Origin of the sequence: Sporosarcina sp. UB5, assembly GCF_050859005.1 — a bacterium.
Lineage (GTDB): Bacteria > Bacillota > Bacilli > Bacillales_A > Planococcaceae > Sporosarcina.
Genome location: NZ_CP125984.1, coordinates 3,084,164 through 3,109,574, shown reverse-complemented (window position 1 = coordinate 3,109,574; position 25,411 = coordinate 3,084,164). Strand labels below are relative to the sequence as shown.

Sequence of the window (25,411 nt, the reverse complement as noted above, 5' to 3'; positions counted from 1 at the left end):
GTTTAGAAGGGAATGTGCTACATGAATAGTACTATCGGGGATGCAGAAACAATCGAAGCAATGTCTCCAGTCGTTCGAATGATTTATGAACTGACATCGTCTTCTGTCACTGGAATGTTATTGTTCGCGGTTGTTTTCATCCTGTCCGCCATTGTTTACAAATTAGGGTTCGCTCGAAAAATAAAGCTTTGGCAAAACGTAGTCGTTTATAGCTTTCTTTTTCTTGGATGCATCATCTTAACGTTTTTCGCCATTTTCCTTCCGATAGTGGAAGGGTTAATCGTTGCGGCACTCATTTTGATTATTTATAGGGTCCGCAGGATGAACGAGCATAAAGAAAACTCCACCGTTTGATTGGTGGAGTTTTTTATGTCTTGATTTTAGAAATTATCTTCTGATGGATGGGAGCTGCGATGGAAAATGAATTTTCCGGTGGAAAGTCTTACGTTTGTCTGCTCCGTAATTCGTTCGCTGCAACTCGGGCACATATACGTATTGATCGGATGATTCCTCAACTTCTTCGCTAGAGGAGCGTCATCTGCAAGTTGTCCGATTTCGTCACATAGGACACATTTGACTCTCATGCACTCAACTCCTTCGTTTATGTATTAGTCAATGACAATTCCGATGACTTTTCGTAAAGGTTGTCCGATGTTCGAGCCGTCCTTGAAAAGAAGGTGGGCGGGCCCGTCTTCTTTTAACGGTTTGCCGTCCTGACTGAATTTGAATAAGAACTTGTCGATATCAGAAATGGGGAACGTATCTTTTTGTCCGTCCATCGTTAAAAATGTAATTGTTTTTGCATCTTCATCGGGTTCTGCATTTTTTACAAACTGGTCAAGTGAGATGCCGAATGTCCCAGTCACCAACTTCTGTCTGTCAAACTTCTTTTCTGTTTTTAAAGTCGGCGGGAACGTTGCACCTTCCATTATTTCTCGAGACCAATGATTGCCCATACTTCTCTTATACTCTTCATCTTCATCTCTCTCGGTAAAGCCTTCTGTAAAGAAAGTATTCAAGTCGATTTTACGGTCATCAAAAATCCAAACCGTTGGATCGAGTGTAATTGCATGCTTTACATTGCCGTTAATTGTAATGATCGTTTCCAAGTGAATAGCCTCCCACAATCAAAAGTTGACGTTTCTATATAGTGAATAGTATACCGCTTTCTTTGAAAAGTGGGAAGCCATTGAATTTCCACCACATATTCAAAAGGGAAACACTTGCAATTTATCTTCTTGAAAGATACAATTTATTCATAATCACCACGTAAAGATAATAGGTGAATGGGGGCGTCCTCATGGATATTGAATTACAGGAAACCTATCAAGAAAAAGCATTGAAACAGCTACAAGCTGATGCGGATAAAATAGCACAACTCATAAAAGTACAGATGGATCATTTGACGATGCCTCAGTGCCCACTTTACGAGGAAGTGTTAGATACGCAAATGTACGGCTTATCAAGGGAAATCGACTTTGCTGTCAAAGTTGGTTTAATTGAACGTGAGAAAGGGAAGGAAATCCTTTCGTTGCTTGAAAAAGAGATGAATGTGTTACATGAGCTATATACAAAAAAATAAACTCACTCAAACTCAATGTTGGTTTGAGTTTTTTATTTAAGTTGATTTATCCCTATGATGAAAAAAAGTAAAGCCTCCGGCGGATGGTCACGGATTTTGAGGGGAGTTCATTGCGCAATCAAAATTCAAAAACTGGACACAGTTTCGCCGAGGTGAAATTGATAAAAAAGTCGAGGTAAGCTAATGGGAAGATATTTCAAAAAAATGTTGAGGAACTTTGATTATTCATTATTTATTGTCTATCTCCTACTCTGCTTCTTCGGATTAGTGATGATTTACAGTGCAAGTATGGTGTGGGCAGTTAATCGGTATAACTATCCACCTGACTATTTTTATAATAAACAACTAATAAATATCGCAATATCGTTACCGGTCTTCTTCTTTGCTTCCTTCTTTCCGTTTCAAAATTATAAAAGAAAAAAAATCATGATAGCAGCGGTCGGTGTCATGTTCAGTTTACTTGTTCTTGTCCATTTCATCGGTTATGGCGGAGACGTTGGTGCCCAGAGCTGGATTAAACTGCCTGGTTTCGGTAGCATCCAGCCTTCGGAAGTTGCGAAACTTGTCATCATCGTCTATTTTGCAAGTGTATTTGCGAAAAAGCATGAGGCGGGATCACTTGATGCTATTAATAAATCAATTGGCAAGCCGGTTGTTATACTTATACTTGCCATAGGTTCAATTATGCTTGAAACGGATATTGGGACATCATTTATTATTATGATGGCTGCCTTTTCCGTCATCGCTGCTAGCGGAATAAAGTTTAAGACGTTCACGAAACTGAGCGGAATCCTTATGCTTGCAATGATTCCGGTCGCTACGATCCTCTATTTCTTTTGGGATACAATTATGACAGCTGGAAGGAAAGGGAGGATACTGGCTTTTTTGAACCCTTTCGATTATGTGCAAGGATCGGGCTATCAAATTGCAAACGGATATATTGCAATTGGGACTGGCGGGGTACAAGGGCTCGGTCTAGGAAATTCCATTCAAAAGATGGGCTACTTACCGGAACCGCAAACTGATGTCATTATGGCTGTCATTTCGGAAGAAACCGGAATTTTAGGCACAGTAATTGTTCTAGGGGGATTAGGGTTCATTGTTTTGCGTGCGCTATACATCGCGATGCGTACGAAAGATCCACAAGCACGGATGCTTGCTGCGGGTATTGGAAGTGTCATTGGTGTTCAAACTTTTGTCAATATTGGTGGCTTAACCGGCCTTATTCCGCTTACTGGGGTTCCACTCCCATTCATTAGTTATGGCGGAACCTCAACAATTCTGCTATCTTTATCTTTAGGAATATTGATGAATGTGTCGATGTTCCTAAAGTATCAAAAAAACAAATAATTGAAAAAGGAAGTGCCTCATGGTGGAAACAGGACAAATTAAGAAAATTCTCGTAGCAAACCGCGGTGAAATCGCTATCCGCATTTTTCGAGCGTGCACTGAGTTGGAAATACCGACTGTTGGTATTTATTCCGCGGAAGATCGGGGATCTTTCCACCGTTACAAAGCAGATGAATCGTATTTGGTAGGGGAAGGTAAAAAACCGATTGACGCTTATCTTGACATCGAAGGGATCATCAAGATTGCAAAATCATCGGGTGCGAACGCTGTGCATCCCGGCTATGGTTTCCTTGCCGAAAACGCAGAATTTGCCCGCAGACTAAAAGAAGAAGGCATCATTTTCATCGGACCGACATCCAAACACCTTGAAATGTTTGGGGATAAGGTAAAGGCTAGGGAACAGGCGATAAAAGCAGGAATCCCAGTCATCCCTGGTACCGATGGACCGGTGTCTACTGTAGCGGAAGTAGCTTCGTTCGGCGATGAATACGGGTATCCGATTATCATCAAAGCGTCATTAGGCGGCGGTGGTAGAGGGATGCGGATCGTAAATTCCTCAGACGAAGTAGTAGAGGCATTTGAACGCGCAAGGTCTGAAGCTAAATCGGCGTTTGGTTCCGATGAAGTTTACGTGGAAAAATACATTAATAAGCCAAAACATATTGAAGTTCAAGTCTTGGGTGATACATATGGCAATGTCATTCACCTATATGAACGAGATTGTTCGATTCAACGCCGTCACCAGAAAGTTGTAGAAATCGCACCATCAATTTCCTTAAGTGATGACCTACGTCTTGAAATATGTGAAGCTGCGGTTAAGCTAGCAAAAAATATTTCGTATATTAATGCTGGAACTGTTGAATTCCTTGTGGCAGACGAAAGTTTTTATTTTATCGAAGTTAATCCGCGAATTCAAGTAGAACATACTATTTCTGAAATGTTGACGGGTGTCGATATCGTCCAATCGCAAATCCATATTGCGAATGGTGGAAATCTGCACGAAGGGGAGGCAGCTATTCCTCAGCAAGAGGACATCCCGTTGTTTGGTTATGCAATCCAATCACGGGTTACGACGGAAGATCCGTTAAATGACTTCATGCCTGACACGGGCAAACTGATGGTTTACCGGTCGGGAGGCGGCTTCGGTGTCCGACTCGATGCAGGAAACGGCTTCCAAGGAGCTGTTATTACGCCATACTATGATTCTTTGCTCGTCAAAGTTTCGACTTGGGGAACGACTTTCAGGGATGCAGCTGCAAAAATGGACCGGAACCTCCAAGAATTCCGGATCAGGGGAGTTAAAACAAATATCCCATTCCTTGAAAATGTCGTACGTCATGAAAGCTTCCTTACAGGTGATTATGATACAAGCTTCATTGATTCGACACCTGAATTATTTGAGTTTCCAGTTCGAAAAGACCGCGGAACTAAAATATTGAATTACTTAGGAAACGTAACTGTCAACGGATTCCCTGGAATTGGTAAACAGCCAAAACCACTATTCCATTCCACTAGAAAGCCTGCAGTAGACCTTTCTACGCCTCCAACTATGGGCACAAAGCAAATATTGGATGCACGAGGGCCTGAGGGACTAATCCAATGGATAAAGGAGCAGGATAATGTCCTTCTGACAGATACAACGTTCAGGGATGCACATCAATCTTTACTTGCAACACGCGTCCGCACTTCGGATCTTACGAATATTGCTGCTGAATCTGCAAGGCTAATGCCTGATCTGTTTTCATTTGAAATGTGGGGCGGTGCTACATTTGACGTCGCATACCGCTTTTTGAAGGAAGACCCGTGGGAAAGACTTGCTAAGCTTAGAGAGCAGATTCCAAACGTCTTATTCCAAATGTTGTTCCGTGGCGCTAATGCTGTCGGCTATTCCAATTATCCGGATAACGTCATTCGTGAATTTGTCAAAACTGCGGCGGAATCAGGAATTGATGTTTTCCGCATATTCGACAGCCTGAACTGGATCAAGGGGATGGAAGTGGCAATTGATGCGACGCGTCAAGCCGGAAAAGTGGCAGAGGCAGCCCTTTGTTATACAGGGGACATCCTCGATGATTCTCGAGCTAAATATACGGTAGAATATTATAAGGAAATGGCAAAGGAGCTTGAAGCTTCAGGAGCACATATTCTTGCTCTTAAAGACATGGCAGGCCTGTTGAAGCCAGAAGCTGCTTACCGCCTCATTTCCGAATTAAAAGCGACTGTAGACATTCCTATCCATCTACATTCCCATGATACGAGTGGAAATGGCATCTATATGTATGCAAAAGCTATCGAAGCTGGAGTAGACATTGTCGATACAGCACTCGGTTCAATGGCAGGTCTTACATCACAACCGTCAGCTAGCTCGTTGTATTACGCAATGCAATACGGTGAACGTCAAGTGAAGGCGGATGTTAAGGCGCTTGAATCATTATCATATTACTGGGAAGATGTTAGAAAGTATTACCAAAACTTTGAAAGTGGCATGGTAAGCCCGCATTCCGAAGTGTATGTCCATGAAATGCCGGGCGGTCAATATTCCAACTTGCAACAGCAAGCTAAAGCTGTCGGCCTCGGTGAAAGATGGGAAGAAGTAAAAGCGATGTATTCACGTGTCAACTTGCTTTTCGGCGACGTAGTAAAAGTGACACCGTCATCCAAAGTCGTAGGGGATATGGCGCTCTTCATGGTACAAAATGACTTGAATGAAGAGACCGTTATTTCACGCGGACAAACGATCGATTTCCCAGAGTCTGTCATCGAGTTTTTCGAAGGGTATATCGGTCAACCATACGGCGGGTTCCCTAAGGAATTGCAACAAGTTATTCTGAAAGAGAGAGAGCCAATTACTGTCCGTCCAGGAGAGCTGTTGGAGGATGTCGATTTTGAAGCGCTACTTTCCAAGACGGAAGAGATTTTAGGTCATTCGTCCACAATGAAAGATGCGCTCGCATATGCACTTTATCCAAAAGTGTTCGAAGAATATTCGACGATGAAAAAGGAATTTGGAAATATTTCCGTCATCAGCACACCGGAATTCCTATACGGGCTAAGATTGGGCGAAGAAATTGAAGTTGAGATTGAAAAAGGAAAAACGCTTATCATTAAGCTAGTTTCCATCGGTGAACCTCAGACAGATGGTACGCGCGTCATGTACTTCGAAATGAATGGACAGCCGAGGGAAGTAGTTATTCAAGATATGAATGTGGAATCGGATGTTGTCCGTAAGCAGAAAGCAGATCCTGCAAATGAATCCCACATTGCAGCGACAATGCCGGGAACGGTGTTGAAAGTTGCAGTTTCAAAAGGAGCAAAAGTGCGGAGAGGGGAGCACTTACTCATTACTGAAGCGATGAAGATGGAAACGACAATCCAAGCACCATTCGATGGAGTCGTAAAAGAAATTCATGTATCCCCTGGTGACGCTATTTCAACAGGCGACCTCCTACTCGAACTTGAACATTAATGTAAAGAAAGAGCACCCGACGTGGAATTCCACGCGGGTGCTTTATTAATTCTTATGCTTGCTCCTCGAGACTAGAAGAACCATATACGTTAATAATCCGAAGAGAAGAATGACAAACAATGAATGGGCTAACGCTAAATAGAGATTTAAACGAGTCAGAATAACTGCTGCGCCTGCTAGTACTTGAAAAGTTACTAAAACGAATGCAATTATCCATCCCCAATAAATAACTCGTTGATTCTTATAATGCCGGATAGCATGAATAGCAATAACTCCAAGCCAAATAAATATGAGTGCAGCAGCAGCTCGATGACTCATTTGTACCCATTCCCAAAAGTTTGCCGGCAGTGAGAAATCCCCATTATTACACATCGGCCAATCAGTACATACCAATTCCGATTCAGTATGACGGACGAGTGCTCCAGTGTATACGACGATATACGAGTAAATCGTAACACCGATTGTGTGGAATTTGAGTGTCTTGCCTATTGAAATCCTGTCAGCATCGAATTTCTGATCGACTTCAAAGACAAGTAATGTAAGAAGTAATACGGACGAAAATGAAATAAGGGAAATGCCAAAATGCAGTGCAAGGATGAAGTCGCCTTGTCCCCAAAGGACTTGTGCAGCACCAATTAAAGCCTGTAAAATTAGGAAGAATATAGCCAAGAAAGATAGTAGCTTCGTTTCCCTTTTATGGCCAATCGCTTTCCACGACCAAACCGCAAGAACGACGATTAAAATACCGACTGCTCCTGTGACGACACGATGTGAAAATTCAATAAGCACTTCGGCTGTAATTTCATTCGGGATCAATTGACCATTACAACCTGGCCAATGTCTTCCACATCCCATCCCACTATCAGTCTTTGTAACAAGCGCCCCGCCTAGTAAGATTAATAGCATTCCAATTGTGGAGGCAACCCCGAACCATTTCAAATATCTATTATATTGCAAGTAAGACACCTACTTTAAGAAATGATGACCAAAATAAAGAAGGTCCCAATTATTGATGTTAGCGAAAAGAAGGTGAAAAAACAACGCATTATAGCTAGAATTGCCATTTCATACTGAGTTTTCACAAATTGTTCATAAAAAAGACCCTTTAACTTCACAAAAGAGCGTAAGGAAATGATTTACTATAGATATGACGATATAATTTAAAATGACTGACAAAACGCTTTGCGTATCGAAGGAAATCTTATAACATAGAAATTATTTCCGAAATTCGATATAGTTAAAGTATAGCAGTCTTTGCTGACGTCCTTGAAAGGAGGGTACATATGTCAAACGGTCGAGCGATTTCTTCATCCGTCGAACCGGATATCGAATCCACTTCCATTTTGAAGGATTTTTTAGCACTTATTAAAATCGGCATAGTGAATTCAAACCTTATTACAACTTTCACCGGACTGTTTCTCGCATTCCAATATACAGGCAAAAGTTTCATAGCCAATTTGGATTTGCTTTTGTATGGGCTTTTCGGTACCGGATTAATCATTGCAGGTTCAGCAGCTTTGAACAATCTTATTGATCGGGATATTGACCCGGTCATGACAAGAACGAAATCGCGTCCAACGGTAACTGGTAGATTTAAAGCACCGGCTGTATTGGCGCTGGCAGTTACTTTTATTGTCTTAGGTGAAGTGCTCTTGTTTGCTGCGTCACCGGCGGCAGGACTATGGGGCCTTGTAGGTGTGTTCAGCTATGTTGTCCTCTATTCAATGTGGTCGAAGAGAGTGCATGTTAGCAACACGGTTGTAGGCAGCATCTCTGGAGCCATACCGCCAATTATCGGTTGGGCGGCAGTTGAACCGTCTCTCGGCATAGGTGCATGGGCGCTGTTCCTAATTATGTTTGCTTGGCAACCACCACATTTTTATGCATTAGCTATGCGAAGAACTGAAGAATACCGGGCTGCCGGCATTCCTATGCTCCCGGTTGTCAAAGGTTTTGAAAGGACGAAGAAGTCAATTTTGGGCTGGATTCTTCTATTGTTTCCAATGCCATTCTTACTTTCAGAACTTGGAATTGGATTCATTGTACTAGCAACGGCTCTGAATATCGGTTGGTTATACTTTTCGATAAAGGGATTCAAAGCGAAGGATGATTTGAAGTGGGCTACATCCATGTTCATCTTCTCCTTGAACTACATGACGATCCTGTTTGTCGCAATACTCATATTTTCGATATTCATTTAACTGATGGAATTCTTTCTTTTTGACAGGAATTCATTATAGAGGGGTCAACAGTCCTCATTGAAGAAAACATTTTTTTAGAAAGAGAGGTATTAGTTAGCGATGATGAAAGGACTCAAGAAGTGGCGTCTCTTTTCACTATTGGCAGTACTGACGGTATTCCTTGCAGGGTGTGGACAAGAAGAGATATCAACTCTTTTGCCTGCCGGACAAGTCGGTCAAGACCAGTTCAACTTGCTATTATTGTCGTCAGCAATTATGTTACTCGTCATTATCGTCGTAGTCGTAATTTACTTAATCGCGTTAGTGCGTTTCAGACGTTCCAAGTTGGGTGAAGATCATATCCCAGAACAAGTTGAAGGCAGTCATAAGCTTGAGCTTATATGGACGATTATCCCAATTCTATTAATCTTGCTACTTGCTGTCCCAACAGTTTACTATACGTATAAACTTGGGGATGTATCTGCTATGGGTGCTGTAGATGAAGATGGGAATGCTGAGAATCTCGTCGTTGATGTCACAGCAAAACTATACTGGTGGGAGTTTGAATATCCTGACCTAGGAATTGTAACTGCGCAGGAATTAGTAGTACCGATGGATGAAAAGGTTTACTTCAATCTCATTGCTGCAGACGTGAAGCACTCCTTTTGGATTCCAGCTGTCGGTGGAAAACTTGATACGAACGTAGAAAACGTTAACAAATTTTATTTGGTCTTCGAGAAAGATTCCAGGAATTTGAAAGACGGCGTGTTCTACGGTAAGTGTGCGGAGCTTTGCGGACCTTCTCATGCTCTAATGGACTTCAAAGTGAAGACGATGCCGCGTCCTGAATTCGACAAATGGGTAGTTGCAATGCAAGCATCTGGCGAAAATCAAGTCGTAGCAAATCCTCAAGGTGAGGAAGTGTTCCAACAAAGTTGTATTGGATGTCACGCTACTTCAGGTGTAGGAACAAGCGGGGCACTAGGACCGAACCTTGCAACATTCGGAGACCGTAACAGAGTTGCAGGATTCATGGATCATACGAAAAAAGACTTAATCGATTGGATTAAGTACCCACAGAAAAACAAACCAGGCAATCTAATGCCTGAATTCGATCATCTTTCTGATCAGGATTTGGATGCATTAGCTGAATACTTAATGGGGTTGTCGGTTGAAAAATAATCTTTTCGGATTTTGAAGAGGAGGTACACATTGTGAGTTCAGTTGCTCAAAAAAAGGGTTTTGGCGCAACGCTATGGGATTGGCTGACAACAGTCGACCATAAGAAGATCGGAATCCTTTACTTCTTAGGCGGTGGATTCTTCTTCGTGCTCGGTGGTATTGAAGCTTTGATCATTCGTTGGCAGCTTCTTACGCCGAACAACGATTTCGTTAGTGCGGGACTTTTCAATGATTTGATTACAATGCACGGAACGACGATGATTTTCCTAGCGGCCATGCCTATATTATTTGGATTTATGAACGCGATAATGCCATTGCAAATTGGAGCACGTGACGTAGCGTTCCCATTCATCAACTCGTTAGGTTTTTGGATGTTCTTCTTCGGAGGACTATTCCTAAATGTTTCTTGGTTCTTCAATCAAGTTCCTGATGCTGGTTGGACATCATATGCATCACTCTCGCTTGCATCGGAAGGCCATGGTATTGATTTCTATGCAATCGGTCTTCAGATTGCAGGGGGCGGTACGCTAATGGCGGGTATTAACTTCCTCGTCACAATTATTAACATGCGTGCGCCTGGTATGACGTACATGCGTATGCCGTTGTTTACATGGACAACATTTGTAGCGTCTGCGATGATTCTGTTCGCATTCCCTCCATTGACTGTCGGTCTTTTCTTCCTAACATTTGACCGCATGTTCGGTGGTAACTTCTTTGATCATACAATGGGTGGTAACACAATTATCTGGGAGCATATTTTCTGGATTTTCGGTCACCCAGAAGTTTACATTCTAATCTTGCCTGCTTTCGGTATTTTCTCGGAGATCTTTTCAATCTTCTCCCGTAAGCGACTCTTTGGATATCCATCGATGGTCTTTGCGACTGTTTTAATTGGATTCCTTGGATTCATGGTTTGGGCTCACCACATGTTTACAGTAGGTCTTGGACCAACTGCGAACGCAATTTTCGCTGTTGCAACGATGGCGATTGCAGTACCAACAGGAGTTAAGATCTTTAACTGGCTATTGACAATGTGGGGCGGAAGCATTAAGGTCACAACGCCAATGCTCTATGCACTCGGCTTTATTCCATCATTCGTAATGGGTGGAGTAACGGGTATTATGCAAGGAGCTGCACCGCTTGACTATCAATTGCATGATTCTTATTTCATCGTAGCTCACTTCCACTACGTAATTGTTGGTGGGGTTGTACTAGCAATTTTGGCGGCAACGCATTTATACTGGCCGAAAATGTTTGGAACGATGCTCGATGAGACACTTGGTAAAATTACATTCGTCTTCTTCTTTATCGGTTTCCATATGACGTTCCTTATCCAGCACTGGCTTGGATTCTGGGGAATGCCTCGCCGTGTATGGACGTACATGGACGGACAAGGATGGAACTTGGCGAACTACATTAGTACGATTGGTGCATTATTGATGGGTATTGGTGTCATTGTACTTGTTTACAATGTCATCATTACATCTATTAAAAATGTTAAAGTTGCAAATGATCCTTGGGGAGACGGACGTACGCTTGAATGGGCGATTGAATCTCCACCGATCTATTACAACTTCTCGGCAACACCTCTCGTCCGTGGTCTTGACACTGTATGGATTGAGAAGATGGAAGGTAATGAGTCTGGATTGACTCCATCTGAACCGATTAAAGACATTCATATGCCGAACGGTTCGATCATTCCGCTTCTTATGTCATTTGGTCTTTTCATCGCTGGATTCGGTGCGATGTTCCGTCTTGAATACGCATGGGGTCTTCCACTTCTAGTTTTCGGTCTGTTTTGGACATTCGTTTCAATGTCAGTACGTTCAGTACAAGACGACACTGGATACTATATTAAAAAAGATGAGATTCTCAGAGACTTGAAACGCAAAGGGGGTCAAAACTAATGGACTTGAATAAAAAATTCACCCCTGAAACTTGGCCCGAGCATCCTGAAAAAGCGACACTGGAAGCAAAGAACAAGTTTGTCGGTTTCTGGCTCTTCCTCGGTGGAGAGACGATTCTCTTCGCGACGCTGTTCGCAACGTATATTGCGTTGAAGAACTCTGGACCGAGCGGTTTTGGATTCTCCACTCAAGAACTTTATGAATTGCCGCTAGTTTTCGTCATGACGATGTTGCTACTAACATCTTCATTGACGAGTGTGTTCGCCATGTATCATCTGCGTAACTACAACTTTAAGAAAATGCAACTATGGCTAGCCGTTACTGCATTTCTAGGACTTGGGTTCCTCATGCTTGAAGTTTACGAGTTTACGCACTATGTACAACTTGGTTTCACGTATAACAACAGTGCATTTAGTTCCGCGTTCTATACACTTGTAGGAACACACGGATTCCACGTTGCAGTTGGACTTGTGTGGATTACATTGTTGATTTTCCGTAATGCAAAACGCGGTCTAAACCTTTATAATGCAACAAAGTACTACACATTTTCATTGTACTGGCACTTTATCGACGTAGTCTGGGTATTCATCTTCACTGTAGTCTACTTGATGGGAGTGGTAGGTTAAAATGGCAGATATCCAAGTTTATAAACGCACACCTGCTGAGCAGCAACTTGCACAACGTCGTGCTAAGAAATCTATGCGAGATCAAGTGATGATGTTTTCGCTTATGATATTCCTAACACTCGTTTCATTCTCGATGGTTGTTGCACATGAGGCAGACGTTATAGGATTCTCGAAGTATTTCATCATTCCGGTTATTATGCTTTTCGCAGCTGTCCAAGTTGGATTGCAACTGTATTATTTCATGCATATGAGTGAAAAAGGACATGGCATTCCTCAAATGTTTATGTTTACAGGAGCGCTATTGGGCTTCCTCATTCCTTTGACATTCGTTACAATCGTTTGGTGGTAATCAATAAAACAGAAAAAGCCTGTGGAATATTTTCCGCAGGCTTTTTCTTATAAAGTAGAGGAATGTCATTGTTCGTTCATTGTGTTCGTAGAATGTTCGATTTATAATAAGGAGAGAGACATTTAAAGGAGCGATGGCATTGATGCCTTTAAGCATATTTGGATTTCGTGCATTGTGGAGTCCTTATTTCTTCATATCGATTGTAGTACTCATAGTACTCTATTTTCTATTAACAAAAAGATGGCGTCATTGGTTTGAAGGGACGGAACCTGTAACGAGAAGGGAAATTATGTTTTTCCTATCATCTATGGTTTTACTGTATATTTTAAAAGGTTCACCGGTCGATCTTCTTGGACATATTCTATTTTCTGTTCATATGGCACAAATGGCACTTCTCTTATTAGCAGTAGCACCATTTTTAATCGTTGGCATTCCGCATTTTATTTGGAAAAAGGTTTTAAGCGTTAAAATTATCGATAAGATCGTGAGGCTATTCACGAAGCCGGTCATTAGCTTGATGGTCTTTACGGTCATGTTTTCGTTAAATCACTATCCAATGGTATTAGATTATATCAAAATGGACGTGTTTCTCCATGCTGTGTTCACGATTACTTTATTCATTTCAGCTTTATTTCTATGGTGGCCGATTTTGAATACGTTGGAAGATCATCCGCAACTCCATGGGTTGAAAAAAATCGGTTACGTCATTTTAAGTGCAATACTTATTACACCAGCTTGTTCATTAATCATCTTCGTTGACGTTCCGGTTTATGAAACGTACAGTACAGGCGAAGCTTGGCTTCAAGCAATGGCTTTATGTGTGCCTGCTGGTACACTTGCAGGGCTCTCTATATCAGGTCCTGAATTGTTTACGAATATGCCGACGTTGTATGACCAGCAACTCGGTGGGATTATTATGAAAGTAATTCAAGAAGTTATTTATATTGTTATCATTGGTAAGATCTTTATTAAGTGGTACCGCGAAGAGCAAATGAATGCAGATGAGATTACGAAAAAAGATCTATTAGAGAGGCAAAGATTCGAATTGCATAGTTAGTTCACTATTGATGAATTAAGGGGTTTTTCATAATGAATGTTCCTTTTTTACCTACAATCAGTACAGTTTTCATTATTTTATCCGCTATTTTTGTTGCAGTTGGTTGGATATTAATTAAGAAACGGAATATTGAAGCACATAAGAAAGCAATGATGGCAGCGGCCATTTCAGCAGTCTTGTTTTTAGCAATTTATTTATCTCGTACGATTTTCATAGGAAATACAGCGTTTGGTGGGCCGGATAATTTGAAGGTGTACTATACAGTCTTTCTAATTTTCCATATTGTCCTTTCGATTATCGGTGCAGTGATGGGAGTAATGACAATTAATTGGGGCTTTAAAAACAAGCTGGACAAACATCGAAAACTTGGCCCAATTACGAGTATTGTTTGGTTCTCCTCAGCAATTACCGGCGTAGCTGTCTATTTGCTGCTGTATGTTATTTATGAGAGTGGGGAAACCACTTCGATGATTAGAGCTATATTAGGAATATAATAGAAAAAACCGGCGAATAGATTGTTCCTATGCCGGTTTTTTGCTTATTATAATTTGAAATTTAGCTTAATAATCCCAGCTTCTCGTGCAGTGTTAAATAAAATGACAATCATAGGGCCGATAAAGAAACCAAGAACGCCAAACAGCTTCAATCCGATGAACATACCAATAAGCGTTGGAAGCGGAGATAGACCAATCTGGTTGCCCATCACTTTCGGCTCAACTGTCCTACGGATAATTAGAAGGATTGCCGCTAAAATGGCTAATTTTGTCCCCATGCCAATATCTCCACTGACGAACTGGTATAATGACCATGGTGCGAGAATGATAATTGAACCTAAAATTGGTATGACATCAATGATCCATATGACGATAGACATAATTAGCGCGTATTTTGGTGCAATGATGAGTAACCCGACAAAAGAGACGGCGAGAATGATAAAGCTGACAAGTAGTTGGGCTTTCATGAAACCGAAAATGACAGAGTTCAGTTTAACTGTCATGTAGCGGACTTTTTTTGCCGTTTCATCGGTTAAATGACGGAACACCATCTTTTTTAATTCAGGAAGTTCGAGCATAAAAAGGAAAAGTGCAATCATATAAACGATAAGGCTTACTAAGAAATTCGGTATTTCGGATGCTAATGCAACAATTTTATCGGAATTGAACAATTCCAATAACGACTTTCGGAACGACTCCAGAATTTCATTGAAGCCGTCCTGCGCCGACGTCACGACATCGTCGGGCAGTCCGGACGTATAAACAAGAAGTTTGTTTTGAAAATCAATCCATACTCCGGAAAGTTTGTTTAAATAATCAGGGGCCGCCTTTGTGAATCGGATCAGTCTGCCAATTAACGAAGTTGTTGTATAGTAGATGATAATCGCTAACATGGCTAAAATGAAGATGAAAACGGATATGACTGCCATTTTACGTTTCCATTTAAATTTCGACTCTGTCAATTTGACGAGAGGCTCAAATAGAAGAGCTGTCAAGAGGGCTAAAATGATTGGTATGGAAATAGGGAGAATAAAAATAACTACCAAAACGACAATGATAAGCAGTGCAAGAAGCATAATACTCCTTTTTGTAAGCCATCGGGACAACGGTCATTCCTCCAAAAATATTCATTGCTTTCATTATAACCATAATTCAGAGGAATGAATAGAAAAAAAGTCGAAGAACATAATATTCATCGACTTTTATACGTATATACTTATTTTGTTAGAATATATGGCTTTAAATCTTCCAGAACCGCTTTAAGGGTTGCTTCACAATCTTTCACGAGTCCGGCTGGGAAATGCTCGTCCTCGCCATATTCAACGCCATGCGGGTAATAGTGCTTACCGATAACCGGTTTTTTTAGGTGTATGTTGGCATCTCGTGTGTCAACGTCTCCGTCTGGAGTGAAACCGAATACGCGTAAGTAATACGTGCCTTCTTTGATAACATATTTCTTATCATATGTAACTCGCTCATAATCCCATTGTCCAGCACGTACAAGATCGTGTTTCAGCATGATTTCATCAAGTAGTGACAAGTCTGCAACAATGCCTTCAATACCTGTATTTTCGATATACATTGTACAAAGTCCCCCTTCATATTCATCCAGTCAAATACCTATACTTCATTATCATAGAACAAATCCCAAATAGTTGCAATGACAACATTGTGAAAGATTTGACGAATGGCAACTTATGACCTTCGGTATGTAAATGCAATATTCATATAAACTTTTACACTTGATATTCAAAATAGTTGACTTATACTCGAATTAATACTATTTATCAAGAGTTGAATAGTTTTTTCAATATAACCAGTTTTAGGTATGCATTTTTTTCGCATACATAGATTGACTTCGTTGGTGATTACATATTTTGAAAGGTGGCGAGGAGACTTGAAAGTACTATGGAAAATAGCATTATTACTGTTTGTCCTTCTCGCGCTGTTTTATTTTATGGGGAGCAGAGTCCAGGAAAACGAACCGTTGGAATCACCGGTCAAACATGGAACGGCAATACCTGCTCCGGGTAAGGAAATTATTGAACTGACAGCTGGAGCAAAACGGCCGGAAACAGGGCTTTCCACGTTTGTCGGGAAGTCTTCTGACGAACTCGTCGAATTGTTTGGGGAACCTGACAGAATAGAGCCATCCGCTTACGCATATGAATGGTGGGTATATTTGGACGATGTTCAAATGATGGTAGGTGTTGGGAACGGTATTGTCAATCAAGTGTTCAGTGCGGACAAGAGAGCGGATTTAACGCCTATTACAATAGGTCAAAACATTCATGATGTATTCCGTTTTTCGATTATCGAATCTGAAGTTAATGTAGTGCTTGATGAGAACATATATACATTTACATTAAACAGTCAGGATTTAAAGGATCGGGTTTTGCTTAAATATGAAAATTTGTATGCTCAAGTTTATGTGGATGCTGAAGACGAGAAGATTGAGGCTGTCCGGTACATCGACCCGAGAACGCTTGTCATTCATCAACCGTATGACATGGAATTTGCAGGTGAATTAGTCGTTGTTCATCAGCCGTCTTCAACGGTGCAAATGGAAGTTGACCGTTCTATGGAACGACAGATTTTTGAATTGACGAATATGTATAGGGAACATCATGGGATAAGCCCGGTTGAAAATAATTATTGGTTATCTTTACTAGCCCAAAACCATAGCAAGGATATGGCGATTGAAAATTACTTTTCGCATGAATCGCCATCGGCAGGGAATTTGTCGCAACGGTTGAAAAGCTTAGGGATTGAACATAAAAAAGCCGGGGAGAATATCGCCACCAAATACGTAGATGCTATTGAAGCAGTCCATGGTTGGCTAAATTCTCCCGCTCACCGTAGTGTTTTGCTGGATTCGGATGCTACTCATATCGGCACAGGGGCTTATGGAAAATATTATACACAAGTGCTAATAAAATCAGATAAAAAAGAAAACCCGAACTCGACAATTTTGAGAAAATGATTCAAGGTAAAATCCAAGTCCCTTTTTCATCAGAAGTGATACCTCTTACATAGAGAGGTATCGCTTTTTTCATTGCGTAAAGTGCTGCGCGCTTTTGTATGACAGGACGATCTGTATCCAATAGAGGTAACAATTGAAGTATGTTCATATTTTCTAACTTTTTGGCATTTTCACCGATGCGGGGATCACAAGTCATTACACCTGGTACGTCCTTAAAAAATTCAACATGTGATGCACGAAGAGCTCCACCAAGTGCAACTGCGGTCAAATCACTGCCACCTCTGCCGATGGTCATCACTTGGCCAAATTCGTTGATCCCTTGGAAGCCTGGAACAATGACACAACCGGATTCTCTTAAACTGTCGATAATCATTGTCGGATCGATGTCACTAATCGTTCCATCCCCAAAATCGCCGGATGTCCATATGCCTGCTTGAATTCCGTGCAGTATTCTGTTTGGGACGCCCGCCTCTATCAGTTCGGCTGAGAGGATGGCCGATGCAATAAGCTCCCCACATGATGCTGCGAGGTCACTAGCGGCTTTTGCATGGATAAATGCGTCAGTCAGCTTTAATAACCGGTCTGTGGAGTACGGATCTTCTCCTCTTCCAATTGCTGAAACGACTACGACGACATTTTGATGGTTTTCCAATCCAGATTTGATGTGACGGATGCAAATTTTTCGTGATTGTTTGTCTCTCATAGCCACTCCGCCAAATTTTTGAACTATCATGTAAGCTCCCAACTTTCTTCGTGTCGTTCGTTCCATTTCCTTCATACGATAAAGTATGATTCGCTCTCAATATATTCGGTATTCATGAAAATTGTTCGGGAAGGGGAGGGGGCTTCTGTTATTATCTGAGATCTTAAAAGACTGGCCATGTACGGTTTCGGGGAGTATTCATGTGTCGATTTGCGGTATTACAGAGAGGTCGGGAAATGTGAAGGAGGGATATATTTTCGTCGCGAGGAAAGGGGCTCGTGACGATGGGATTTTGCATGTCCAAGAAGCGATTGAACGAGGGGCTGTTGCCATCGTCATCGATCGCAATGCGGATGTGAATGTTAAATCGTTAAAGCAGATTACGATGATCACCGTTCCAGATGGTAGGACATTCATATCACATGCAAGTGCCAAGCTCTCTAGGGATCCTTCAGAATTAATGACAATTGTCGCGGTGACAGGCACAAACGGAAAAACGACAGTCACTCATTTCATTGGGCAACTATTAACGATGCTCGGTGAACGGGTGGCGGTTATCGGGACGACTGGCCTTTTCATGAATGGAAGGAAAGTCAATCTTGATATTCCTGATATGACGACATTACCTGCGGAATTTCTTCATCCTTTGCTAAGGAAATGTGTAGACGCGGGAATAACATATGTTGTAATGGAAGCCTCATCTCTTGGACTTTCCACAGCAAGATTAGATCATTGCAACATCGATGTTGGTGTATTTCTAAACATCGGAGTTGATCATTATGAAGAGCATGGCAGTAAAGAAGCTTATATTGCGGCGAAAAAGAAGTTAACGACGATGGCAAGGGATCTTGTTGTTAATAGTGGAGATCAACAATGTGTAGAGCTTGTCGAAGGTACAAACAGACCGGTCCACATTTTCAATGATTTACTTGTTGCGGGAATGGCAGTGCCTTACGAATTATATCCAGCTTTTTTACCAGGGAAGCATAATCGATTGAACGCGCTTGCGGCAGTCACTGTTTTGCACATTCTCGGTTATAACTATCTTGAACTACTACCGCTTTGCAATCGACTATTATTGCCGGAGGGAAGGCTGCAACGCCTAATGGTAGAAGATGTAACGGTTTTCATCGACTATGCCCATACACCGGATGCACTGCAAACAGTGTTGGCATCTTTAGCTGAAGAATCTACAGGGGAATTGATTACAGTTTTTGGTTGTGGAGGTGATCGAGATAGAGGAAAGAGGCCGCAAATGGGGAAGGTCGCTGCAACCTATTCATCTAAAGTATTTATCACTACAGATAACCCAAGAAATGAAGAGCCATCGACAATTATCGAAGAGATACTGAAGGGTATTGACTGTGAAAGTGAAAAAATTGATGTTGTGTTAGATCGAAGACTCGCAATCCAAAAAGCTGTCTGCTATGCGAAAAATGGAGATGTCGTGTTAATTGCAGGCAAAGGGCATGAGAAGACCCAACAGATTGGAAGTAAAGTACTTACATTTTCCGACTTTGACGTTGCAGAAGCTGCATTGCGTAATAAGAAAAAATAATTCGTAGGTCGGAATACATGCGCAGAGGATGCTTTTTCTGGTATGATTAGTTGGAATGGAGGGAAAGCCTTATGATGATGACAGATGAATGGTTGTCAATCATTGAGCAATCAGAAATACTCTCCGATATGTTGCTTTCTTCCGAAATCATCCAAGAATATAGAAGAGCGAATCATGCCGTTTATTCCGATAAAAAGTTAGCGGATGCGATTTATGATTTTACCAATATGAAGGAGCGTTACGAAGAAGTGCAACGTTTCGGCAGATACCATCCTGACTATAAAACAGTCATGAAAGATATACGTATTCAAAAGAGGGAATTAGATATGAATGAGCAAGTTGCTGCTTTGCGTTTAGCAGAAAACGATGTACAACGCTTGTTGAATGAGATTAGCAGCATCATTGCGAAGTCAGTGTCTACTTCTATCAAAGTACCCGCTGGGGATAGTTTCTTTGTAGATTCTTCATGCGGGGGAGGGTGCGGTACAGGTGGCAGCTGCTCATGTTCCGCGTGAAGAAACTCATCTTTTCAAAGCGTCTATATGTCAATAGATGAATTAAAACGGTTGCCTGTTATTGAACAGACAACCGTTTTTCATCCCATATTAACTGGAGAAACCTTTCAGATTAACGTTTCATTTTATGAATGTTGTTGGATTACTTCCATTGCGAGTGCAGGCTCATCCGTTATGAAACCAGAAGCCCCAGCTTTTAATAGCTTTTCAAATGTTTCTTTATCGTTGACATGATTATAGTAGACGGCAACGTTCAGACTAGATAGGAAGCTTACGAAGCTTTCTGTAGTCATCGGAAATGGGCCTATTTTTTCAGGTATACAAAACAGGTCAGCGCGTGGATTGTATAAATGGCCGAATTTGCTAGTAAAAGATGCATACGCTTTTTTCACTTCGTCATGTCCGGCTCCTGTTGCAACTTTGTTTTGTGCATACAGATTGAAGCGGTCTGTTTGCTCGTCGAACGCACTCATGACGATGACACGTTCTTCTGATCCAGTTTCCTCCAGAAGACGCCATAGCTTGGAAGGCATTAGACTGCCCTCGTATGTATCCGGCGAGTCTTTTAGGTTAATTGCGATTAACATATGCGGATAGGCCGTCAACAGTTCGCGTAAAGTGACAATTTTCTCGCCTTTGTTTCGGTAAGAGAAATCCCCCTCTGCGTCCTGAAACATATAAGCTGCGTCTGCTTTTTTTAATTCATTTATCGTATAGTCAGCTATTCTGCCCGAAAAATCGGTCGTCCGATCAGCAGTTTCATCATGGAAGAGGACGATTTCTTCGTCTTTCGTTAATCGGATGTCGACTGCAAATCCATGGACTCCGAGCTCAGCAGATTTTGAAAACGCTGCCATCGTATGTTCCGGTGCGCTTTTTAATCCTCCTCGATGCGAAAGGACGACTGGATCCTTGAATTCAAGTGCTTCTTTCAGTGGGCGGGGTTTTGGTTTTGCTACAACTTTAGATGCGGCCCAAGCCGCGACGCCGGCTGCTCCCATAGTAAGAGCCACTTTCGTTTTTCTTCCCATTTTCGTATCCTCCTCTATTGTAAACTTGTCTTTCCCTCATTATAGGGCAAAAAACGGAAGATGTCAGCAATGTTCGGTTGCAGCCCATTTCTCTACTATGGTATTGTATGGGATAGGAAAAGAGGGGAAAATTATGATTGATCGACAAGGGATAATTGTATATCTCCATCATTTAAAACATGCTAAATCGTTGCGAAAGTATGGCCATGTCCATTACATTTCAAGAAAAATGAAGTATGTTGTCCTTTATTGTGATCAAGTGGATGTTGACGATACAATCCGTAAACTTGAACGGCTTCCTTCCGTTAAAAAAGTACTTCCGTCATATCGGCCATTCGTCAAGACGGAATATGAAAATGCTAAACCTGATAAGGCGAAGGAATACGATTATAAAATTGGCCTTTAATCCACATTATCGCAATGGCGGGACAAGATGATTAAGACGGAGGATACCTGTTATATACTGGTAGAACAATTTAATTTCGGCAAATTCGGATGAATGCTTCAACTCGATGTAAATTGGTTCATGACCAAGTGCGAGTGAAGCTTCTTCAAAGAGGAGCCTTCTCTTCGGCTTGGCTTCTCCGGTTTGCGTTATACCTTCCCTGCATACGTATATCGGCATGAAGTTGCTATCTCGGGCAGGGTTGAAAGCAACTGCCAAGGAAATCGCTTGTCCGCTTTTGTTGTTTGAAGCAAAAATGAAGGTTCTATGAATACGGTGCTGATTTGTTTCCATCAGTTCCATGAGCTCATAGATGTCGCTATATCCTTCACCTAATTCAATAAAATACTGTTGCAACATTTATGACACTACCTTTCTTTATTCAAAATATATTCCATCATATCATTGAATAGTTTAAAGCACACATAACATCCTTTGCAATGAGGTGCAGCAATTGAAGATCATACTCCGCATCGTCGGCTTATTAATCATCTTGAATTCCGCTTTGCTCTATATGCATTATAGTCAAATGGCGGATGCTAGCGGGACGCCAGAAAAGGAATCTCGTTACATACAGGAGATCGAAGTAATTAATAGGGAAGATGCTCTCTTCATTAGGCATCATTTTAAAAACTTGGATGCGAGGCGGTACGAAATTATTTTACCCGCTCAGAGCCGAAATCGTGCATGCTATTTAGAGACGGATTCTTCCTGTACGAGGATTAATGAAAATGTAACGGCAATCGTGGAAGGAGAGCAAAGCTGGCAATCGATTTCCTATGAAATTCCGAAACCCGAAAGCTTGGAGAATAGGAAGCTTTTTAAGGAGCCGTTCGCATTGTTGAGGAATGCGAAGCCGGACTTTACTATTTTACATGTGACCGATGAAAGCGGGATTGGCGGATTATGGGTAAGTGGACTGGAGTTAGTCGGTTCTAGACAAATGGACATGATCGAGTATTCGATGTATAGAGGTAGTGGCGGAGTAACAGATCTTTATTGGCAGCGAAACTCTTTACCGCTAGCTTACCGAGGAAGTCGGCTTTCGATTTTCGGGGACTCGATTGATTTTGAAGTTGCGGAGCAGTTAGATAATGGTTTGTTGGAATTGAACGCTCGACATATCGCTGTCGTGTTAGATCCGCAGAGTAAGCCGCTTAAATCATCCCGTTTTTTAATTAGCGAGCTAAAAGAGACGGACCTATCCGACGTAGTTTTAGAGCGAGGTGTGCGCTCGCTTTACATCATACCCGACAATGAACAGCTCGTGGCTGGCCTTATCGCTTCAATCTCTGTCGATACGCCTTCACATATCGGAAAAGTTAATGCTGTATTTGAAACGTTGAAAAATTCGTTAACTACGGATCAATATGAGTTGCTAAGATCCCGGTTGTCCGAGAAACAAGGTGAACGACTTGATGCAGCTGAGCTAGATCGATTGATCGGCGAGGTTTGCGGATGGAAGACTTCCTTCGTTCAAAAAAATAATGAGCGAGCGTATCCGTTTCTGTTGGAAGATACACGAGTTATTACGTTGAACGGAGAAGCTCATGAGGACATCCAAGTCATTATGATGGACAGGCGATCACTATATCCTATAAACAAGGTTTTAACGAGAAACGGCTATTCGGTAACGTCGAATGAAAGTTCAATCTACATTGAAAGTGAAACGGAGAAGTTCAGATTTTCGTTACGGGATCCATTTTACGTATTAAATAATAAAAGATATACGGTACGGGAACGGCCATATATACTCATTGATAACGAGTATTATTTTGAGGAAGATGCATTAAGGCGTCTCTTCCATTTATCGATACAAAAAAACGAAGAAACGATAATTGTGAAATCGTTAGCAGGAGGGAATACAAAATGAGGGTCGTATCTGGATCGAGAAAAGGAATTCCATTGAAGTCATTGCCCGGCAATTTAACGAGGCCAACTTCCGATAAGGTGAAAGAGTCCATCTTCAATATGATTGGCCCTTATTTTGATGGAGGAATTGCTGTGGAATTGTTTGGGGGAAGTGGTTCACTATCTATCGAATCATTGTCTAGGGGAGCGGATGAAGCATACATTTTTGAAAAAAATCCAAAAGCCTGTTCCGTCATTCGTGCAAATGTTGAAAAATGCCGACTTACTGATCAAGTACACATCATTAGAAGTGATGCGAGGAACGCTGTACGATCATTGCCATCCGATATAAAAATAGATTTGCTGTTCATCGACCCGCCGTATGCCGAAGAGAAATTTTACGACTTGGCGGACGAGTTGGTTCAAGCGGGCATGTTATCCGATGATGCGATTGTTGTTTGTGAGCATGACAAGCAATTGACGCTTCCGGAAGCCTATGGAGATTATGTGAAAACTAAAAACCCAGTCTATGGGAACAGTGCGATATCCATCTATATGAAATGAGGTAGCATCTATGAGAAAAATAGCGGTAGTGCCGGGGAGCTTCGATCCTATTACGAATGGACATCTTGATATTATCGAACGTGCGGCAAAAGTTTTTCCTGAAGTGAGAGTTGCTGTTATGAACAACTCGGCAAAAAAATCTTTGTTTTCAGTAGAAGAACGGATGGAATTAATACGGAACGTTACATCGAAAATTCCAAATGTCATCATAGAATCTTCATCAGGACTTCTTATCGACTATGCCCACAGTGCAGGAGCTTCCGTCATTGTCCGGGGGCTGCGTGCAATTTCTGATTTTGAATATGAAATGCAGATTACATCGATGAACCGTATGCTGGATGAAAGCATAGAAACGTTTTTCGTCATGACGAAAAATCAATATTCATTTCTAAGTTCAAGCATTGTCAAAGAGGTTGCGCGGTATGGGGGAGATGTATCCGCTCTCGTTCCTTCTATAGTCGAGAAAGCATTGCGAGAAAAGTACATAGTCTAAAAAAGAATGGTTATGACATAGTGTTTGTCATAACCATTTTTTATAATAGGAAATACAAAATGATTGGCACTGTGACGATACTCCAAACTCTGCTAAGCAAGTATGGGGAAAGGGGTGTATCAGTCGTTTTCGCAATAACGAATACTTGCATATGGATGCTCAGTCCATTTAAAGAAATAATAGCCGCAATTAAAAACGGAAATACCGGGCTTGTGAAAAAATGGTCAGTTGCAGATTGAACGCCGGACGTCATTTCAAATAGTGCGAGTAATATTGTTTTTGTAATGCCCATATCAACTGTGAATGCTGTTGATATCGTAGTCGTCAATACGTTTCCAAGTGATGAAAAGAAGATTACAGTCGTTGCGACAAGAATGATGACTGTAGAGCTTTCTTTTATCGATTCTAAAAAAGGAGAGTTGACACGTTTTTTCGTAATGTGTTGTTGGGGTGTATCTAGTTCGCGTTGTCTTCTTCTTATGGCTAACAGTGTGAAGAGTAAAAATAGAATATTTGCGATATGGATGGCGGCTAATAGTTTCCATCCGGTTGTCGTATTACCGAATAGCTCAGTGCCTACGAATCCTAAGATGAACATGGGGCCTGGCGCATGACAGGCGGCAAGCAAATATCCGCTTTCCCGCCTAGATAATTCGCCGTTTTTAACCATTTCCGTAACGGTGACAGCACCGACAGGAAATCCACCAAAAGATCCGAGAACGTATGCTTTCATATAACGTTTCCAACTTTTCGTTGACGGGTTTTCCACAGGCACTTTTAAAAGCCACTGCGTCAAGATGATGTACGGGAGCAAATAAGGTAGCAAGGCGTGTACAAATAATTGCGCGCCGGCCTCAGCTCCATCATGTGCAATTCCAGGTTGTAAGATGAAGAGGATTATTAACCCCCAAATAACAGCGATGCTAATCATATTTTGTTTCGTTGGATAGTGTCTGAGGTGGATTTCATTCAAGTGCCTCCTTCCGGGAAGTTCGGTTACTGTTGTTTTGCTTTATTATGGATATTTTCGGTGTAAGGAATTACTATGTAATATATATGCCCCGTAAGTACAGGC

General features: G+C 41.6%; 27 protein-coding genes. 18 read left to right on the top strand and 9 right to left on the bottom strand.

The window, feature by feature from the left end; translation table 11 throughout:
• Window positions 1-21: 21 nt before the first annotated feature.
• Window positions 22-354 (top strand): YlaH-like family protein, encoded by a 333-nt coding sequence (locus QM454_RS15660; RefSeq protein WP_432359585.1) that lies wholly within the window; start codon window positions 22-24, stop codon window positions 352-354.
• A 26-nt stretch (window positions 355-380) separates the two neighbouring features.
• Here QM454_RS15660 and QM454_RS15655 read toward each other — a convergent pair whose 3' ends face one another.
• On the bottom strand, window positions 381-584 hold the full coding sequence (locus QM454_RS15655; protein ID WP_432359582.1) for a YlaI family protein: 204 nt from the start codon (window positions 582-584) through the stop codon (window positions 381-383).
• 24 nt (window positions 585-608) lie between these two features.
• Window positions 609-1,109, bottom strand: coding sequence for a peptidyl-prolyl cis-trans isomerase (locus QM454_RS15650; RefSeq protein ID WP_432359579.1), 501 nt, complete (start codon window positions 1,107-1,109; stop codon window positions 609-611).
• Between the two features lie 191 nt (window positions 1,110-1,300).
• On the opposite strand from QM454_RS15650, the gene QM454_RS15645 reads away from it, so the two are divergent.
• From QM454_RS15645 to pyc, 3 genes are all read left to right on the top strand, one after another.
• Entirely contained in the window at window positions 1,301-1,582 is a 282-nt protein-coding gene (locus tag QM454_RS15645) for a DUF1507 family protein (protein ID WP_432359576.1), read from the top strand.
• Window positions 1,583-1,765: 183 nt separating this feature from the next.
• Complete coding sequence (locus QM454_RS15640) at window positions 1,766-2,932, top strand: FtsW/RodA/SpoVE family cell cycle protein (protein WP_432359573.1); 1,167 nt, start codon at window positions 1,766-1,768, stop codon at window positions 2,930-2,932.
• 19 nt (window positions 2,933-2,951) lie between these two features.
• Window positions 2,952-6,398: a pyruvate carboxylase gene (gene pyc, locus QM454_RS15635; protein WP_432359570.1), complete on the top strand. Its 3,447-nt coding sequence runs from the start codon at window positions 2,952-2,954 to the stop codon at window positions 6,396-6,398.
• A gap of 45 nt (window positions 6,399-6,443) precedes the next feature.
• Here the strand turns inward: pyc and QM454_RS15630 are convergent, their stop codons facing one another.
• Window positions 6,444-7,355 carry a COX15/CtaA family protein gene (locus tag QM454_RS15630; protein ID WP_432359567.1) on the bottom strand — a complete coding sequence of 304 codons (912 nt, stop codon included), beginning with the start codon at window positions 7,353-7,355 and terminating at the stop codon, window positions 6,444-6,446.
• A 326-nt stretch (window positions 7,356-7,681) separates the two neighbouring features.
• Here QM454_RS15630 and cyoE point away from each other — a divergent pair, with 326 nt between their 5' ends.
• The 7 genes from cyoE to QM454_RS15595 all read left to right on the top strand — a co-directional run bounded on the left by cyoE (window position 7,682) and on the right by QM454_RS15595 (window position 14,193).
• Window positions 7,682-8,599, top strand: coding sequence for a heme o synthase (gene cyoE / locus QM454_RS15625; protein ID WP_432359565.1), 918 nt, complete (start codon window positions 7,682-7,684; stop codon window positions 8,597-8,599).
• Window positions 8,600-8,698: 99 nt separating this feature from the next.
• Window positions 8,699-9,760: a cytochrome c oxidase subunit II gene (gene coxB, locus QM454_RS15620; RefSeq protein ID WP_432359562.1), complete on the top strand. Its 1,062-nt coding sequence runs from the start codon at window positions 8,699-8,701 to the stop codon at window positions 9,758-9,760.
• Window positions 9,761-9,792: 32 nt separating this feature from the next.
• Window positions 9,793-11,667, top strand: coding sequence for a cbb3-type cytochrome c oxidase subunit I (locus QM454_RS15615; protein WP_432359559.1), 1,875 nt, complete (start codon window positions 9,793-9,795; stop codon window positions 11,665-11,667).
• Window positions 11,667-12,293 (top strand): cytochrome (ubi)quinol oxidase subunit III, encoded by a 627-nt coding sequence (locus QM454_RS15610; RefSeq protein WP_432359557.1) that lies wholly within the window; start codon window positions 11,667-11,669, stop codon window positions 12,291-12,293. The genes QM454_RS15615 and QM454_RS15610 overlap by 1 nt, the downstream gene beginning before the upstream one ends.
• Before the next feature lies 1 nt (window position 12,294).
• Complete coding sequence (locus QM454_RS15605; RefSeq protein WP_432359554.1) at window positions 12,295-12,642, top strand: cytochrome C oxidase subunit IV family protein; 348 nt, start codon at window positions 12,295-12,297, stop codon at window positions 12,640-12,642.
• 142 nt (window positions 12,643-12,784) lie between these two features.
• The gene (gene ctaG, locus QM454_RS15600) at window positions 12,785-13,699 is read left to right on the top strand and encodes a cytochrome c oxidase assembly factor CtaG (RefSeq protein WP_432364060.1); all 915 of its coding nucleotides are present in this window, start codon (window positions 12,785-12,787) and stop codon (window positions 13,697-13,699) included.
• Window positions 13,700-13,731: 32 nt separating this feature from the next.
• A complete protein-coding gene (locus tag QM454_RS15595; RefSeq protein WP_432359551.1) occupies window positions 13,732-14,193 on the top strand; it encodes a DUF420 domain-containing protein in 462 nt (153 codons plus the stop codon).
• 47 nt (window positions 14,194-14,240) lie between these two features.
• On the opposite strand, the gene ytvI is transcribed toward QM454_RS15595, so the two are convergent.
• A complete protein-coding gene (gene ytvI, locus QM454_RS15590; protein WP_432359548.1) occupies window positions 14,241-15,299 on the bottom strand; it encodes a sporulation integral membrane protein YtvI in 1,059 nt (352 codons plus the stop codon).
• A gap of 110 nt (window positions 15,300-15,409) precedes the next feature.
• The gene (locus tag QM454_RS15585; RefSeq protein WP_432359546.1) at window positions 15,410-15,775 is read right to left on the bottom strand and encodes a YugN family protein; all 366 of its coding nucleotides are present in this window, start codon (window positions 15,773-15,775) and stop codon (window positions 15,410-15,412) included.
• Between the two features lie 315 nt (window positions 15,776-16,090).
• On the opposite strand from QM454_RS15585, the gene QM454_RS15580 reads away from it, so the two are divergent.
• On the top strand, window positions 16,091-17,176 hold the full coding sequence (locus QM454_RS15580; RefSeq protein ID WP_432359543.1) for a CAP domain-containing protein: 1,086 nt from the start codon (window positions 16,091-16,093) through the stop codon (window positions 17,174-17,176).
• A 1-nt stretch (window position 17,177) separates the two neighbouring features.
• Here QM454_RS15580 and QM454_RS15575 read toward each other — a convergent pair whose 3' ends face one another.
• Window positions 17,178-17,909, bottom strand: coding sequence for an aspartate kinase (locus QM454_RS15575; RefSeq protein WP_432359540.1), 732 nt, complete (start codon window positions 17,907-17,909; stop codon window positions 17,178-17,180).
• A 208-nt stretch (window positions 17,910-18,117) separates the two neighbouring features.
• Between QM454_RS15575 and QM454_RS15570 the strand changes: the two genes are divergently transcribed.
• Complete coding sequence (locus QM454_RS15570; RefSeq protein ID WP_432359537.1) at window positions 18,118-19,437, top strand: Mur ligase family protein; 1,320 nt, start codon at window positions 18,118-18,120, stop codon at window positions 19,435-19,437.
• Window positions 19,438-19,508: 71 nt separating this feature from the next.
• Window positions 19,509-19,952, top strand: coding sequence for a YlbF family regulator (locus QM454_RS15565; RefSeq protein WP_432359535.1), 444 nt, complete (start codon window positions 19,509-19,511; stop codon window positions 19,950-19,952).
• A gap of 125 nt (window positions 19,953-20,077) precedes the next feature.
• On the opposite strand, the gene QM454_RS15560 is transcribed toward QM454_RS15565, so the two are convergent.
• Entirely contained in the window at window positions 20,078-20,983 is a 906-nt protein-coding gene (locus tag QM454_RS15560) for a glycerophosphodiester phosphodiesterase (RefSeq protein WP_432359532.1), read from the bottom strand.
• 133 nt (window positions 20,984-21,116) lie between these two features.
• Between QM454_RS15560 and QM454_RS15555 the strand changes: the two genes are divergently transcribed.
• The gene (locus QM454_RS15555; protein ID WP_432359529.1) at window positions 21,117-21,389 is read left to right on the top strand and encodes a YlbG family protein; all 273 of its coding nucleotides are present in this window, start codon (window positions 21,117-21,119) and stop codon (window positions 21,387-21,389) included.
• 6 nt (window positions 21,390-21,395) lie between these two features.
• Here the strand turns inward: QM454_RS15555 and QM454_RS15550 are convergent, their stop codons facing one another.
• The gene (locus tag QM454_RS15550) at window positions 21,396-21,788 is read right to left on the bottom strand and encodes a DUF7147 family protein (protein ID WP_432359526.1); all 393 of its coding nucleotides are present in this window, start codon (window positions 21,786-21,788) and stop codon (window positions 21,396-21,398) included.
• A 94-nt stretch (window positions 21,789-21,882) separates the two neighbouring features.
• On the opposite strand from QM454_RS15550, the gene QM454_RS15545 reads away from it, so the two are divergent.
• From QM454_RS15545 to coaD, 3 genes are read left to right on the top strand one after another with little or no spacing between them, the layout of a single operon-like run.
• Window positions 21,883-23,301: a hypothetical protein gene (locus QM454_RS15545; protein ID WP_432359523.1), complete on the top strand. Its 1,419-nt coding sequence runs from the start codon at window positions 21,883-21,885 to the stop codon at window positions 23,299-23,301.
• The gene (gene rsmD, locus QM454_RS15540) at window positions 23,298-23,843 is read left to right on the top strand and encodes a 16S rRNA (guanine(966)-N(2))-methyltransferase RsmD (RefSeq protein ID WP_432359520.1); all 546 of its coding nucleotides are present in this window, start codon (window positions 23,298-23,300) and stop codon (window positions 23,841-23,843) included. Before QM454_RS15545 ends, rsmD begins: the two co-directional genes overlap by 4 nt.
• A 10-nt stretch (window positions 23,844-23,853) precedes the next feature.
• Window positions 23,854-24,336 (top strand): pantetheine-phosphate adenylyltransferase, encoded by a 483-nt coding sequence (gene coaD / locus QM454_RS15535; protein WP_432359517.1) that lies wholly within the window; start codon window positions 23,854-23,856, stop codon window positions 24,334-24,336.
• 40 nt (window positions 24,337-24,376) lie between these two features.
• Here coaD and QM454_RS15530 read toward each other — a convergent pair whose 3' ends face one another.
• Window positions 24,377-25,309 carry a hypothetical protein gene (locus QM454_RS15530; protein WP_432359515.1) on the bottom strand — a complete coding sequence of 311 codons (933 nt, stop codon included), beginning with the start codon at window positions 25,307-25,309 and terminating at the stop codon, window positions 24,377-24,379.
• Between the last annotated feature and the right edge of the window lie 102 nt (window positions 25,310-25,411).